14 protein-coding genes are annotated in these 14,101 nt (G+C 50.2%); 5 read left to right on the top strand and 9 right to left on the bottom strand.

Annotated features, from left to right (window positions below; translation table 11 throughout):
* The 4 genes from ACO0LC_RS22870 to ACO0LC_RS22855 all read right to left on the bottom strand — a co-directional run.
* On the bottom strand, positions 1-1,288 hold a 1,288-nt coding region (locus tag ACO0LC_RS22870; RefSeq protein WP_423007446.1), incomplete at its 3' end, for a DUF4347 domain-containing protein.
* Positions 1,285-2,133 carry a sulfotransferase family protein gene (locus tag ACO0LC_RS22865; RefSeq protein WP_423007444.1) on the bottom strand — a complete coding sequence of 283 codons (849 nt, stop codon included), beginning with the start codon at positions 2,131-2,133 and terminating at the stop codon, positions 1,285-1,287. The genes ACO0LC_RS22865 and ACO0LC_RS22870, both read right to left, overlap by 4 nt.
* 7 nt (positions 2,134-2,140) lie before the next feature.
* Complete coding sequence (gene cysC, locus ACO0LC_RS22860) at positions 2,141-2,701, bottom strand: adenylyl-sulfate kinase (RefSeq protein WP_423007442.1); 561 nt, start codon at positions 2,699-2,701, stop codon at positions 2,141-2,143.
* A gap of 310 nt (positions 2,702-3,011) precedes the next feature.
* The gene (locus tag ACO0LC_RS22855) at positions 3,012-3,341 is read right to left on the bottom strand and encodes a DUF6916 family protein (protein ID WP_423007440.1); all 330 of its coding nucleotides are present in this window, start codon (positions 3,339-3,341) and stop codon (positions 3,012-3,014) included.
* Positions 3,342-3,430: 89 nt separating this feature from the next.
* Here ACO0LC_RS22855 and ACO0LC_RS22850 point away from each other — a divergent pair, with 89 nt between their 5' ends.
* The 5 genes from ACO0LC_RS22850 to ACO0LC_RS22830 all read left to right on the top strand — a co-directional run bounded on the left by ACO0LC_RS22850 (position 3,431) and on the right by ACO0LC_RS22830 (position 7,442).
* Positions 3,431-4,003 (top strand): GNAT family N-acetyltransferase, encoded by a 573-nt coding sequence (locus tag ACO0LC_RS22850; RefSeq protein WP_423007438.1) that lies wholly within the window; start codon positions 3,431-3,433, stop codon positions 4,001-4,003.
* Complete coding sequence (locus ACO0LC_RS22845; RefSeq protein ID WP_423007436.1) at positions 3,996-4,727, top strand: aspartyl/asparaginyl beta-hydroxylase domain-containing protein; 732 nt, start codon at positions 3,996-3,998, stop codon at positions 4,725-4,727. The genes ACO0LC_RS22850 and ACO0LC_RS22845 overlap by 8 nt, the downstream gene beginning before the upstream one ends.
* 15 nt (positions 4,728-4,742) lie before the next feature.
* On the top strand, positions 4,743-5,771 hold the full coding sequence (locus ACO0LC_RS22840; RefSeq protein WP_423007434.1) for a sulfotransferase: 1,029 nt from the start codon (positions 4,743-4,745) through the stop codon (positions 5,769-5,771).
* Between the two features lie 211 nt (positions 5,772-5,982).
* Positions 5,983-6,648 carry a phage tail protein gene (locus ACO0LC_RS22835; protein ID WP_423007432.1) on the top strand — a complete coding sequence of 222 codons (666 nt, stop codon included), beginning with the start codon at positions 5,983-5,985 and terminating at the stop codon, positions 6,646-6,648.
* A 116-nt stretch (positions 6,649-6,764) separates the two neighbouring features.
* Positions 6,765-7,442, top strand: coding sequence for a phage tail protein (locus tag ACO0LC_RS22830; protein WP_423007430.1), 678 nt, complete (start codon positions 6,765-6,767; stop codon positions 7,440-7,442).
* A gap of 44 nt (positions 7,443-7,486) precedes the next feature.
* On the opposite strand, the gene prmC is transcribed toward ACO0LC_RS22830, so the two are convergent.
* The 5 genes from prmC to ACO0LC_RS22805 form a co-directional block, all read right to left on the bottom strand.
* Positions 7,487-8,323 (bottom strand): peptide chain release factor N(5)-glutamine methyltransferase, encoded by an 837-nt coding sequence (gene prmC, locus ACO0LC_RS22825; protein ID WP_423007428.1) that lies wholly within the window; start codon positions 8,321-8,323, stop codon positions 7,487-7,489.
* Positions 8,323-8,829 carry a disulfide bond formation protein B gene (locus tag ACO0LC_RS22820; protein ID WP_423007426.1) on the bottom strand — a complete coding sequence of 169 codons (507 nt, stop codon included), beginning with the start codon at positions 8,827-8,829 and terminating at the stop codon, positions 8,323-8,325. Before ACO0LC_RS22820 ends, prmC begins: the two co-directional genes overlap by 1 nt.
* A gap of 168 nt (positions 8,830-8,997) precedes the next feature.
* A complete protein-coding gene (gene prfA / locus ACO0LC_RS22815; protein WP_423007424.1) occupies positions 8,998-10,077 on the bottom strand; it encodes a peptide chain release factor 1 in 1,080 nt (359 codons plus the stop codon).
* 116 nt (positions 10,078-10,193) lie between these two features.
* Positions 10,194-11,474, bottom strand: coding sequence for a glutamyl-tRNA reductase (gene hemA / locus ACO0LC_RS22810; RefSeq protein WP_423007422.1), 1,281 nt, complete (start codon positions 11,472-11,474; stop codon positions 10,194-10,196).
* 192 nt (positions 11,475-11,666) lie between these two features.
* Entirely contained in the window at positions 11,667-14,072 is a 2,406-nt protein-coding gene (locus tag ACO0LC_RS22805) for a CHASE2 domain-containing protein (protein ID WP_423007420.1), read from the bottom strand.
* Positions 14,073-14,101: the final 29 nt, after the last annotated feature.

Raw genomic sequence — 14,101 nt, 5'->3', positions numbered from 1 at the left:
TGGTGACATCAATGGTGTCACCCGTAGTCATGCCAGTACCAGTGACGGTCAATATGCCAGTGCTGGCGTCATAGGTGGCTGAGGTGACAGTAGGAACCGCGTGTATATTGGATAAAGAAAAATCATCAATGGCCAAATAGTGAATTTGGTTGCTATTTGTAGTTGCTGTTACTTTTATATATGCGATATTGACGAAACCGGAAGTGCTGAAATCGACGGTTTGTGGCGATCCGTTAGTGCCAGCATTCGTCGTAAAATTTTTGGTGGTACCAACCTGGCTATTGCTTGCGTCATAGGCTTTGAACACTAAATTTTGAGCGGCATAATTAAGTACATAGTTCTCAACCTTGATGGAGTTCGCGGTAAACAAATTTCCACCAACAAATGAGAAGACGACCGAAGTTTCATTATTTCCTGCAGTACCAGGGTTGGCATCCAACAGTGCATATGTGCCTGGGTTTGAATATGTGTAAACACCTTTGGCTGCGCCATCAATTTTTAACTGGTAATTTGAATTACCATTGACTTTGTAGATGATATCGCCGGATGCATTGGTTCTATTACCAGGAGAAACGAAGTTTGCGCCAGCAGTGAATGTAACCGTTGCACTGGCAATGTCCAGTACATTGCTATAGAGTGCCGCCAACTTCTGATCAACGACAACGGCTGTTTCGATATTGCCGTGTTTGACTTCAAGATTCCAGTTTGCATTGAAGATTTTGCTGCCAGTTAAGTCGTTTGATGAAGCAACATCGGCAGAAGTTAGCGCTGCTATCTGGTCAGTAAAATTTTTGCCTGTGTTGGCACCGATGTTGCAGCCATACAGCAAAATATCTGCGCCTTCATTCAGGCTTTTTCCAATGGCATTTAACTCTGTTGCATGCGACCGCAGATTGGACTCATCCAGAATGAGGGAACCAAGATTAATTGAAGCTTCTTTGCCATATGAAAGCAAATGTAGTGCATCAATACCTGTGCGGCCCGTCAATACGTCCGTAATTTGTTTCAGCCCGTCCTTTGTGGAATCAAGAATATGAATTTCTTTATCATGACTGATTCCTTGCAGTAATGTGTTGAGGTCTTTGACATTATCTTCAATGAAAATAACTTCAGTACGCATTTTCGCGCCAGATGCAGGCGGACTTTGTATTGTCTGACCCAACAGTGGATCACTCTTGATAACTAGTTCAGGATTAAATGAGTTGAAAGAAGTAGCCAATTGGCTATCATCAAGGCGCTCTTGTTGAATGCTCAGATCGGATTTGCCGTTGAGGTCGAAGTGTCTCATGCTTCATTTCCTTTGCTATTTATTTTAGGCGCAATGACATTTGCTGCACTACCGCTAGGATCGGTCCAGAAGCTCATTTTTGAGTATTTGTCGAAAAGGTCTGGTGGCAGGATTGTCCGTCTTTCGGTGAATTCGACTTTGGGTTTGACTCTGTGCATGCCTGGTATACCTAGTTGCAAATCAAAGTCGGGAGCATCGTATTCAACATGATTAAAATCATGCTGAAAATGGGGTTCGCCTATGAAGTCATACACCAGAGGCATGACTTTTTCTGGAACTTGGCTCAGCAATTCATAGTCAATGACGAGTATGGACTTTGCGTTTTCACCATAAAAAGCCTCCCTTAGTGCTGCCCAGGCAAATCCAACCAGTTGTTCGTGTTGCGCCAAACCTTCACAGCGTTGGTACACCGTGCTACGCCCCATATTGTTACCAAACAACTTGGTATTTTCATAGGGATTACTGCGAAATTGACGTTCGATACTATCCATTATCCATGCGACATTGCGTGCACATGCAATGATCTTTGCGCCTGGAAACATATCCAGTATGGTTGACAGTTTTGCGCACCACATGCGGTTAGTGTCGAAAATCACTTCTTTGTCTGTTTCATTTTTATAGTAAGAATCAAACAAGCCACACAGCAGATTTTTTCTTTGAGCATTATCGACTTGTGAAGCAAACTCGCTCCCTGCACTCACGAGCGACAGCAGGGAATTAACAAACGAGCCGACTGGGCTGCTCATACCTGCCTGAAATCTGGGATTTTGGCGCAAAATCGCGGCGAGTAAGGTTGACCCTGATCTGGGAAGTCCTGAAATGAAATGATATTTAGCTTGCGCCATCTGTTGTTTACGCTTTCAGGAAGGAAGAGAGTTGTTGAATTGCGATTGGTAATGCAGTCTGGCTGGTATCAATAACACATTCAGCTGCCGCGGGTGCTTCGTAGGGTGAGGAGACGCCTGTCAACTGCAATGCAGGATTTAATTTTGCCCTGGCATACCAACCCTTGGGGTCACGCTGCTGGCAAACATGCAAAGGAGTTGATACATAGGTCTCGACAAATTTGTCATTGCCGATGATTTCTCGCGCCAGAGCGCGTCCACGCAAGCTTGGAGCAACTAGGGCAACAATGGCAGAGATGCCATTCAAATTCAACAGGCGGGCAACTTCTGCCGTCCTGCGACTTTGTTCTTCGCGGTCAGCCTGGCTAAAACCCAGGTCTTTTGACAAACCTTGCCTGATTTCATCGCCGTCGAGTACGCAGACTGCAATGTATTGCTCACGCAAATGGTTTGCCAGGCTTTGCGCCAGTGTCGTTTTACCAGCGCCAGGCAAGCCACTGAGCCACCAAGTCTTGACGACATTGGTAGCAGGTTCTGAATAACTTTCTGTTTGATCACTTCCAGGCATACAGGCACCACCGATGAGCTAAAAAAAATCGGGAGCTAGCAGTTACCCGATACGAAACAGAGCAGACGACATGTTGTGTACAGCGTGCCAAAAAAGAGCATGCTAAATAATGTTTCTTATTTGAAGAGTAATTTCAATTGTCAAAAGAAGTTAAATTGTCAAGTGTTAAAAAATTAACTGTAATACTAGCATTGAAAAATCTGATTGCGATCAAATGTAACAAAAAAGCTGCTAATTTATTGATCAATTCAGATGAAAAATTTAGATGCGGCAATAGAGGAAAGAAATTTATTTTCTTGAGGAAACTAAATCAGTTAAACAACACTTGATAGTAGAGGCAAGCTCCACCATCCTCGTGGAGGCGCTGATGTTGTCCTTTTGCATGATCGGGCAAAGCCGGGGCGATGGTCCAGATGTTTTTTCCCAGTGCAGGGTGCTCGACGATATAGTTGTCCTGGGCCAGAGCCAGTTTGCTGGAGCTGGCAAAAATCAATAACAGCGGAGTGCGAAAGCTTTCGGGCAAGCCCCGGCGAGGACGTTCTTCTGCTTCCAGCAATTCAAGTTCGATCTCGCCTATCGTGGTTTGAACCTGGAACTTGTTACCAATAAGGGGGTGTACTTGTGTAAATGTAATAGACATAGGAGACGATGATAAAAGTTTCACTTGCAAGAAAACGCAAGCATAGGCAGGATGACAAGCATGTTATTTTAACCAGCTTGGGAGTGCTTGTGTACAAATTACCGGGTACGCTTAAATTGCGCGAAGTCAGTGGTGATGACCAGTCTTTCCTGGATGTGTTGTACGCCAGTCGCCGCGAAGATCTGCGGCAAATGCCTATGGACGCGGCCTTCATTTCCAAAATGATCAAAATGCAACAGCATGTGCAAATGGAAGGCATCAGGATGAATTTTCCTGAGGCAGTGCATTTCATCATCGAGGATGCTGGTCAGCGTGCCGGGCGTATCATTATTGATACAGGTGAGACAGATTTGCGGCTGATTGATATTGCAATCGCCCCTCATGCCCAAAGGCAAGGAATAGCAAGGATAATCCTGAATGCGATGCAACTAGAGGCGCAGGGCAAGGACATAGGCATCAGTCTGGCAGTGGAGCAAACCAATTTTGTCGCACGGGGTTTGTATTTGCAGATGGGATTCGTAGTGCACAGTGCCGATCACTTGTTCGAACAAATGCATTGGCGTGGTAAGGCACGGGCCGCTCAAGACGATTTACATGATGCATTGCCTGCGAGCCACCTTGACAGCATAAACTTTTCATTGGCAGGTCAGTGCAATGGCTGAATTTGGTCGCTCCCCCAGTTCTTATCTGAAGCTGCCATATTCATTTGACTTGCCGCGCTTACGTGCTGAGCTGGTGCAACTTGAAGCCTCTGAATGGATACGCCATTTCAACACTAATGCCTATGTCAAGGACTGGTTATGCCTGCCCTTGCGTGCAGTCGATGGGCGTATTGATCACATCATGCCGGTCAATGAAGGTAATTTCCAGGACACGGTCTTGATGCAAGGCTGTCCATATATGCGCGAAGTCATCGATTTTTTCCAATGTGAAAAAACGTCGGTGCGTCTGATGGCCTTGCAGGCTGGCGGCATGATCAAGGAGCACCGGGACGATGGCACCTCGTTGGAAGATGGTATTACGCGCCTCCACATACCAATTACTACGACACCTGATGTCCTGTTTAAAATTGACGGCGAAGAGGTGCATTTTTCCGCAGGTGATACTTGGTACCTGAATGCAGCCTGTTTGCATGGTGTTGTTAATCCTGGCCCATTTGCCAGGGTACATCTGATGCTTGATTGCGTCAGCAATGCCTGGCTGGAGCAAGTATTTCTTGCAGCAGGGTGGATCGCAAGACCTCAACCTAAATATGATGATCCTGCCATCCATGATGGCAATGTGCATGAGGTGATCGCCATGCTGCGCGCCAGTGGTCAGGCTGCTGGCTTGCAAATCGCCCATCGCCTTGAGTCCATCAGGCTCGGACATCAAGTCACAGATTAACAAGATGGGAATACCATGGCAAGCAAACCCGGCTTTGAAGCTGAAGAGAGAGCATTGTTGCGCGGCCAGCAGATTGACTATCAACAACTGGCTTCCATGCAAGGGTGGTTCCCCGTAGCGATCGATACGTCAACAGGCGATTTGTGCTGGCGTCATGTGGGATTGCACAGGTTTCTCGAATCATTTTTTCTCGACACACTGAACCAGCAAAACCGTGAACAAAGGCAGTTATGCCAGACGCCACTATCGCTGTTGTCTGAGCAAGTCCAGGACTTGACGCAGGTTGGGCCAACGGCGTTTATATTTCATGTGTCACGCTGCGGTTCGACCTTGCTGACACAAATGCTGGCCTCGCTGCCACAGTGCATAGTCATGTCTGAACCGCCAGTGATAGATGCTTTTTTTCGCTACCATCATGCACACCATGACTTGCCAGGTGCGGTCTCTATATTCCGGCATCTGATTGCAGCGTTAGGGCAAAAACGTCATATGGAAGAGAGGCATTTCTTTATCAAATTTGATAGCTGGCATTTGCCCTGGGTCGATTTTGTACGGTCGGCCTATCCAGATATCCCCATCGTATTCTTGTACAGGGAGCCCGCCGCTGTCCTGGCTTCGCATCGACGCCAGCGTGGCCCACAGATGATACCGGGTTTGTTGAACACGTCACGGCTCAAGCCTGACGCGCAACACATGCTTCCTGGCGATTTCGATTTATATGCAGCCAGCGTATTAAGCAGTATGTTTCGTTCTGCTGATGAGCATGCTTTGACTGCAAACCTGATCTTGTTGAACTATCCGCAATTGCCTGGGATTTTGTGGGAAGAATTACTGGCTCTATTTCAAATTGAATGCGAAGACCGTGAAATGCAGAAGCTAAAAGCAAGATCGGGCTTGCATTCAAAAAACAGGCATATCAGTTTTACCGGTGACCCGCAATCGGCACGACTTCAGACCCATGGGATGGAACTTCAGTACATGCAACACTGCACAGAAATTTATTCGAAATTAGAGAGCTTACGTCAGAAAGTTAAAATATGTTAAGTAGTGTTGCGTGAAAACAATTGCAGTGTTATTTGCATATAAGAGTTGTAGAATTGGTTTGCTTTTTTTGAAATTATTTGTTGTTTGGATATGAAAAGGCAAAAGAATAAAGGTCGACATAAAAGCCCTGCTCATTGTGGCTGGATACAGAATAGTTGGCACCGTCCTCGTTTAAACATTAACTTAATTGGAGTATGCAATGGATGCATTTATGGGAACCATATTGGCCGTAGGTTTTAATTATCCTCCACGTGGCTGGCTGTTCTGCAATGGGCAAACAGTACCTATCCAACAAAATTCTGCCATGTTTGCTTTGCTGGGCACCATGTATGGCGGCGATGGGCAAAACACGTTTGGGATACCTGATTTGCGTGGTCGTGTAGTTGTTGGTTCGCAAGCACAAGGTCCGGGCTTGGCCAATGTGGCACAAGGCGAGAAGGCAGGTTCAAATAACGCAACTGTTATTTCTAACGGTACTGCTACGATTACGTTGAACACGTCAAACATGCCTTCACATACCCACACGGCTAGTTTGAGTCTGAGCGGTTTGACGGCGAGTACAACGATCAATGTTGGTACCGGGACGAATGGGGGCCTAGCAGCAGTGGCAAATAATGGTGGTTTGACCAGCACTGCGGGTGGTCAGTCTGGAGCGGCTATTTATTTGCCAGCAAGTACTCCACCTACAACTCCTGTAGCTTTAGGAGGTGTAACAACCACGGTAACGGGCACGGGAACTGTGACTAACTCAAATACCGGTAGCGGCACACCATTGACAGTACCTGTTGTATCGAGTGCAACAATTTCTAATATGCAACCTTACCTGGGTTTGAACTATATTATTGCGATGGAAGGTATTTTCCCCTCAAGGAACTAAACCACGTTTCATTTAGGAAAAATGGTGCAATCTTTTGCACCATTTTTTATCAATAATACAGTGGCAGTTGACTGTAGGACTGTGTCATTCAATCGCAAGCTAACCTGGAGTAAGAAATGAATGTATTTGTTGGTACGATCATGCCTGTTGCATTTAATTTTGCGCCAGTTGGCTGGGCATTTTGTAGTGGGCAATTGTTATCTATTGCTCAGAATCAGGCCTTGTTTTCTTTGCTTGGAACCAACTATGGTGGGGATGGTGTAAACACTTTTGGCTTGCCAGACTTGCGTGGTCGTGTGGCCGTCGGTTCCCAAGGATTTGGGCCTGGACTGGACCCGGTGATACAAGGTCAGTTTTCTGGCAGCAACAATGCAACGGTGAATTCTAGTGGTACGGCAACTGTCGCACTGACAACAGCGAATTTGCCTTCACATACGCATGCAGCAAGTGTAGATATGGCTGGCATGTCAGCTTTGACGACGATAAACGTTGGTACAGGTGTAAATGGTGGTTTGGCAGCAGTGGCAAATAATGGTGGACTGACGAGCACTTCGGGTGGCCAATCTGGTGCTGCTATTTACTTGCCTGCCAGCACTCAGCCTACAACGCCTGTAACTTTGGGTGGAGTAACAACCACAGTAACGGGCACTGGTAGTGTCACTAACTCAAATACTGGTAGCGACACACCTTTGACTGTGCCTGTCGAATCAAGTGCTACAATTTCCAATATGCAACCTTATCTGGGGTTGAACTACATCATCGCGACGCAAGGACTTTTCCCATCTAGGAACTAGATTCGGTTTCATCCAAATGAAAATTGGCGCAGTTCGCGCCAATTTTATTTCTGCAATTGCGCGCCAGAGACCCGCTCTATTCCCGCCAGGTCTCTCCAGCTTTGCGCTTTTACAAGTCCAGCCCTTGTCAGTAAATCACGCACAGCTTCTGCCTGGTCATAGCCATGCTCCATCAAGATCCAGCCCCTGCTTTGCAAATGTAAATGCGCCTGATTGATCAGGCTACGATAAGCACTCAAGCCATCGCCATGATCAGTCAAGGCGCTCAGGGGTTCAAAACGCAGGTCGCCTTCACTGAGGTGATGATCGCCCTTGACGATGTAGGGCGGGTTACTGACGATGGTATTAAATTTTCTTCCTGCAACCGCCTGATACCAGTCGCTTTGTAACAACTCCAGTTGGCCTGGCCGTAAATGCTGCCTGGCATTTTCTTGCGCGACAGCCAATGCTGCCGGACTGATATCCAGGGCGCAGACGGTGAGGTCCGGCCTTTGATGTGCTACTGAGATGGCGATGGCACCTGAGCCTGTGCCGAGATCAAGCAAGCTGGAATCGGGTGGGGCATATTTGAGCGCCAATTCCACCAGTAGTTCAGTATCCGGCCGGGGAATCAAGACATCGGGTGTGACATGGAAATTCAAGCCAAAAAACTCACGTTCTTGGACAATGTAGGCGATTGGTTCGCCATGCAGGCGGCGTTGGAATAGTTCGCGTAGCACTTGGGCCTGACTGGCATCCAGCGCCTGTTCTGAGCAGGTAATCAGTTGTATGCGTGTCAATCCCAGGCCATGCATGAGCAGCAGGCGGGTATCTATGCGTTCCAGCGGGCTGGCGTTTTCACAGCCAGCCAGGGTGATGCCAGGCTGTAGCCAGTCCAGCATTAGCGTGAGGGGCCAAACATGCCGCGCTGGGTTTTTTGATTGCGTATCAAGACAATCAACAGGGTCAGGCTAAATAATATAAAGAATATGCCTGCCCAGGCTGGCAAGGACAAACCCAGGGTAGGTGGGTAAGGGGTTTCACATAGGCCATCTGCCTTGAACATGGCTGGCCACCATTGCGCCAGGAAAATGCTGTTCAAGCCGGTTTCCAGTGGATCTATGCCACAAGACAGGGCAGGGTGTTCGAGTATCCAGACATGTTTGCCAGCGACGCCTGCACCGATCAGGCCAGATAATAAAGCCATGCCGGTAGTGAGACGGTGCAGGATGCCATCCGTTGCTACCGCAATCAGGCAGAAAATCGCGATCAGGGCAAAGGCGTAGCGCTGGAATACACACAAGGGGCAAGGCAGCATTCTTTCGACGATTTGCAAATACATGGCAGCCGCCAGCAAACCTACACAAGTAATAGCAACCGACAGCAGAATTTTTTTCGACAGATTCATGGTGAACGCGATGAAAGTATAGGTATTGGATGCAGGCCCGATGTTTTAGTTCTGCATCACATGATAGTGGCAGCGAGTATCCGACAGTTTACTGCCATTGCGCAATCAAAAAATCATGATATTACGCGAAAGCATGTTTTACCTGATGGATAGGCTGCAACAGTTGTGTCAATCATCACCCAGCTCAGCCAGCAATTCTGCCTGGTGTTCTGCTACCAGTGCGGTCGTCAGCTCATTGAGTTCACCGTCCATGATGAAGTCCAGCTTGTACAGGGTCAGGTTGATACGGTGATCGGTCATGCGGCCTTGCGGGTAATTGTAGGTACGTATGCGCTCACTACGGTCGCCTGAGCCTATCAGGCTTTTACGAGTCGCTGCTTCCTTGGCCTGCTTCTCGCGCAATTGGCCATCCATGATGCGGGTCGCCAGCACGCGCATGGCTTGAGCCTTATTTTGATGCTGGCTGCGGCCATCCTGGCATTCCACCACAATGCCGGTAGGGATATGCGTCAGGCGCACGGCGGAGTCAGTCTTGTTGATATGCTGACCACCGGCACCACTGGCGCGGAAGGTGTCTATGCGCAGGTCAGCATTGTTGATGACCACGTCCGCCAGCTCATCCGCCTCGGGCATGACGGCAACAGTACAGGCCGAGGTGTGGATGCGGCCCTGGGTTTCTGTTGCGGGTACGCGCTGCACGCGGTGGCCGCCGGATTCAAATTTGAGTTTGGAATAGACACCCTGGCCAGCCAGGCGCACGATGACCTCCTTGTAGCCACCCAGTTCCGATGGCGATTCGGACACGATCTCAGTCTGCCAGCGGTTGCGCTCGGCAAAGCGCATATACATGCGCAGCAAGTCACCGGCAAACAGGGCGGCTTCATCACCACCCGTGCCAGCGCGGATTTCCATGAGGATATTGCGCTCGTCATTCGGGTCCTTGGGTAACAACATTTTTTGCAAATCACTTTCCAGTGTTTGCATGGTGTTCTTGGCGGCTTCGATTTCTTCCTGCGCAAAGGCCTTCATGTCCGGGTCGCTGAGCATGAGCTCGGCTTCGGCGATATCGGCCTGGGACTGTTTGTAGTTGTTGTACAGGGCGACCAGCGGATCGAGTTCGGCATGCTCACGATTGAGTTTGCGGTAGGTGTCCATGTCGTTGGTAGCACCTTCCTGCATGAGCAGGTGGCCGACTTCGTCCAGGCGTTCGGCAAGCTGGTCCAGCTTGTGTAGCATTGATGGTTTCATGATGTACTCTTTTGCTGTATAGCGAATAAGGCTAATGATAAGGCGGGTCAGTTTGACCCAGATGAGATGTGCCTATAACCCGCGCTTACGCGGACAGGCCAGCAGCGTAGCGGTCGCTAACGCTTGGTGCGGAATAATTGAGGTAACAAGGTTGCCAGGCGGGCGCGTTCATCGCCGCTGGCCTGGTGCAAAGCCTGTTGTGGGCCATGCAGAAATTTGGCAGTGATGCCCTTGGACAGTGCTTCGAGTACGGCGTCTATATCATCACCGCGTGCCAGCATCTTGCGTGCTCGTTCGAGTTCTGTCAGGCGCAGTTGCTCGCTGCTTTCATGCAAATCCTGTATGACTGGCACGACAGCACGGCCATCGACCCAGTGCATGAAGGATTGCACGCGGGTTTCTATGATGGCTTCTGCCTGGGCAACGGCAGCCTGACGGCTTTCCAGGCCAGTTTGCACAACCGTACCCAGATCATCAACAGTATATAAAAATACGTCATCAAGCTTGGCGACTTCTGGTTCTATATCGCGTGGCACTGCCAGGTCGACCATGAAAATGGGGCGGTGCTTGCGCGCCTTGACCACACGTTCCACCAGACCCAGCCCTATGATGGGCAAGGACGAGGCCGTACAGGAGACGATAATATCGAATTGCGCCAGTTGCTGTGGCAAGTCTGCCAGGCGTATGGCCTTGCCGCTGAAACGATGGGCCAGGGCTTCGCCACGTTCCAGCGTACGGTTGGCGATCGTCAGCGACTTGGGGTTTTGCGCTGCAAAATGGGTGGCGCACAACTCTATCATCTCGCCCGCACCGATAAACAAGACATGCTGGTCAGCAATCTTGTCAAAAATACGTTGTGATAATCTGACCGCAGCGGCAGCCATGGAGACACTGTGCGCGCCTATTTCTGTGGTAGTGCGTACTTCCTTCGCGACAGCAAAGCTGCGCTGGAACATCTGGTGCAAATAAGTACCCAGGCCACCAGCGGCTTCTGCCTGGCGCACCGCATCTTTCATTTGCCCCAGGATTTGCGGCTCGCCTATGACCATGGAATCCAGGCCAGAGGCAACGCGAAAAGCATGTCTGACCGCATTGTCTTGCGGCAGGGTGTATAAATGCGGACGCAAATCTGCGTAGGGCAGCTTGTGGAAATCTGCCAAAAAGTGGGCAGCGGTATCGACAGCATTGTCGCCTTTACAGGCGGCATACAGTTCAGTGCGGTTGCAAGTTGACAGGATCGCTGCTTCATTGGCATGTCTTGCCATATCACCATCACGGCCAAACCAGGCACGCGCAGCCACCACGGCCTGAGCTATTTGCTCAGGCGAGAAGGCGACCTTTTCGCGCAAGGACAGCGGCGCGGTCGTGTGGTTGAGGCCTACGGCAGACAGTTGCATTGAAATACGCTGAAAGTAAGCTTTTGGGGAGGATATAAGCCTCCATTATAGCGCGTTGCATGAGCATTTTCTCGAGCCGCGCTGTTTGATGCATATCAAGAGACTCTACTACTGCTGAATTATGTTATTTTTGCAACATGCAAATGAGTAAGAATGCATTGCTGCAATAATGTTGGCAAGCATGCCTGCTTCTTAATCCAGATCGGCAGGGATGCGCACATTAAAGGTCGTACCCTCGTTAGGCACGCTAGTAAAATCTATGCTGGCCTGATGCCTGTCCAGAACCGCCTTGACGAAGACCATGCCCAGGCCTATGCCATCATTCCTGGGTTGTTCATTGGTCTTGAAGCGCTGGAAGCGCTGGAACAGCTTGGTCTGGTCTGCCCTGGTAATACCGTAACCCTGGTCTGCTATGGAGCAGACGATGACGGAATCGGCCAGGTGTTGCTCACGTATCAGTGAGCAGGTAATCGTGGTATCTCTAGGGCTGTATTTGATGGCATTTGATAGCAGATTGGTCAACACCCTGGTCATCAGGGAGTGATCTACCAGGACCGGGAATTCTTCATCCTGGATTTTTGTTTGTATGCGGATATTCTTGCTGCGCGCCAGCGACCACATTTCTTCTGTCGCTACCAGCAGGATGTCCTGGAAGTCGGCTTCTTCATAGCGATAATTCTGCGACTCTGCCTGCGCCAGTTGCACGAAATTATCTGCCAGGCCCAGGGTGGAGCGTGAAGCTTTTTCTATGCGAGACATGAATTCTTCTGTAGACAAAGCGGTTGCCGCATCTTTTTGTAATTCCAGCAAAGCCAGTATAGAGGCCTGCGGCGCACGCATGTCATGGGAGATAAAATGCAGGGTTTCATCCCGGCTGCGCTCTGCTGCGCGCACGCTGGTGATATCGATGAGGCTGACTATCCAGCCTACCAGTTGCTTTTCACCGTTGTAACTCGGTGCGCTCTTGATCAGCAAATCCTTGCCCTGCGGGTCGCGCACTTCTATCCCTTGTGACATGGCCTTGCTATGTTTGATATCAAGCAAATCCCACCAGCTAAAGCTGGTATCCAGACCGGATTCACCGCTTTGTGGTGGTGACATCTTGGCAAACAGATAGGGGACCAGGGCATCATGCACCTTGGGCATGCCTATACTGGCGAAATAAGCCAGGGCGGGCTGGTTGGCCAGCAAGACATTGCCATCGGTGGTAGTGACCATGGTGGCATCGGGCAGACTGGCCAGACTGTCACTGACAAACTGGCGCAAGTCACGCACCCTGTCGACAGCTTCGCGCATGGCATTGATGCTTTGCTCCAGGGTATCGGTCAGGGCGCGACCGGGTTGTTCTTCATCATCATCGATAAACTCGGGCAAGAGATGCGGCTCCTGGTCAAGTATCCTGAACTCTTCTGCCAGGAAGCGGATTGCCGCTTCCAGCCTGCGCCAGCTCCACAAAGGATAAGCCAGTGCCAGTGCCAGCAAGGCAGTGGTTGGCGCTGCCCAATAGCCGCTATAGCGCAGGCTGGCCCAACTGCCCAGGATGCCTATGACTGCCACCACGGCAGTGGCCAGCAGGGCCTTGCGCGGCGATAACATTTGGTAAGCCATCAAGGCCAGTGCGACTGCCAGCAAATTGAACAGGTAGAGATAGGCAGGTGGCGCTGTCCGTATGCTGTGCTGGTCCAGCAGGGCAGCGAGGATATTGGCATTGATCTCGACACCGGAAATCATGCCTTCATTCCCTGACACTGGGGTGGGAAAGGAGTCGGCCATGGCGCTTGCCGTCGGCCCGACCAGGACATACTTATTCTTGAAAAAGTCGGCTGGCACCTCACCCCGCAAGACGCTGACATAGGGCACGGTACGGAAGTGCCCGCTGCTGCCAGCAAAGGGGATATGCATCAAATAATCGCGCTGCCAGGTGCCAGGCTCGGTCGGTGCATTGCGCACAGCTGCTGTCAGACGCTCACCGGGTAAATCAGTCTCGGTCCCTGGCGTGGTCTTGCTGCCTATGTCAGCCAGGGCCAGGGCAAAATGTGGCCACCACTCGCCATTCATGCCTTCGCGCAAAAACACGCTGCGGGCCACTCCATCCTTGTCCAGCTCCAGATTGATATGGGCCAGCTGGCGTGCCGCACTAGCCAGCAAGGGGGTGGGGCGCACGGTCATCAAGCCCCTGCCAGCATTTTCTGAAATCAGGGGTAAAACCACGTTATTGCTGCGGACGATGGCTTCTGCCAGTTGCTGGTCACCATTTTTGGCTTGTTCATCGCGCTCTTCGGCTTCGGTAAATACAAAGTCCATGCCTATGGCAATCGGCTGGGCGGCGCTGATTTGCTTGATGAGTTCTGCATGACGCAGGCGCGGCCAGGGCCACTTGCCCAGCTCAGAAAGGCTATGGCTATCTATGCCAACGATGATGATGTCATCCCGCGCCGGGCGGGAATTGACTTGCATGAGTCTGTCATACAAGACCAGGTCAGCCCGCTCCAGCGCCTTGTAATACAAAAGGCCGGTGGTGAAGAGGAGGATTATGGTACTGAGAACCAGCCACTCCCGTAGTGCAATTCGTTCTACTTGTAAGTGGCTGTTTTTCATGTAGTGATGCTATTGATCTGACCTTATGT

Origin of the sequence: Undibacterium sp. JH2W, from assembly GCF_049340425.1 — a bacterium.
Lineage (GTDB): Bacteria > Pseudomonadota > Gammaproteobacteria > Burkholderiales > Burkholderiaceae_D > Undibacterium.
Note: the sequence above shows the minus strand (reverse complement) of the source record. Positions and strands in the feature narration are given on the sequence as shown.

What these genes read in the sequence shown, in the direction of transcription:
- hemA (WP_423007422.1), bottom strand. Translation starts at nt 11,474, where the DNA reads ATGCAACTGTCTGCCGTAGGCCTCAACCACACGACCGCGCCGCTGTCC.
- ACO0LC_RS22835 (WP_423007432.1), top strand. Translation starts at nt 5,983, where the DNA reads ATGGGAACCATATTGGCCGTAGGTTTTAATTATCCTCCACGTGGCTGG.
- ACO0LC_RS22865 (WP_423007444.1), bottom strand. Translation starts at nt 2,133, where the DNA reads ATGGCGCAAGCTAAATATCATTTCATTTCAGGACTTCCCAGATCAGGG.
- ACO0LC_RS22820 (WP_423007426.1), bottom strand. Translation starts at nt 8,829, where the DNA reads ATGAATCTGTCGAAAAAAATTCTGCTGTCGGTTGCTATTACTTGTGTA.
- ACO0LC_RS22830 (WP_423007430.1), top strand. Translation starts at nt 6,765, where the DNA reads ATGAATGTATTTGTTGGTACGATCATGCCTGTTGCATTTAATTTTGCG.
- prfA (WP_423007424.1), bottom strand. Translation starts at nt 10,077, where the DNA reads ATGAAACCATCAATGCTACACAAGCTGGACCAGCTTGCCGAACGCCTG.
- ACO0LC_RS22855 (WP_423007440.1), bottom strand. Translation starts at nt 3,341, where the DNA reads ATGTCTATTACATTTACACAAGTACACCCCCTTATTGGTAACAAGTTC.
- prmC (WP_423007428.1), bottom strand. Translation starts at nt 8,323, where the DNA reads ATGCTGGACTGGCTACAGCCTGGCATCACCCTGGCTGGCTGTGAAAAC.
- ACO0LC_RS22845 (WP_423007436.1), top strand. Translation starts at nt 3,996, where the DNA reads ATGGCTGAATTTGGTCGCTCCCCCAGTTCTTATCTGAAGCTGCCATAT.
- ACO0LC_RS22805 (WP_423007420.1), bottom strand. Translation starts at nt 14,072, where the DNA reads ATGAAAAACAGCCACTTACAAGTAGAACGAATTGCACTACGGGAGTGG.
- cysC (WP_423007442.1), bottom strand. Translation starts at nt 2,701, where the DNA reads ATGCCTGGAAGTGATCAAACAGAAAGTTATTCAGAACCTGCTACCAAT.
- ACO0LC_RS22840 (WP_423007434.1), top strand. Translation starts at nt 4,743, where the DNA reads ATGGCAAGCAAACCCGGCTTTGAAGCTGAAGAGAGAGCATTGTTGCGC.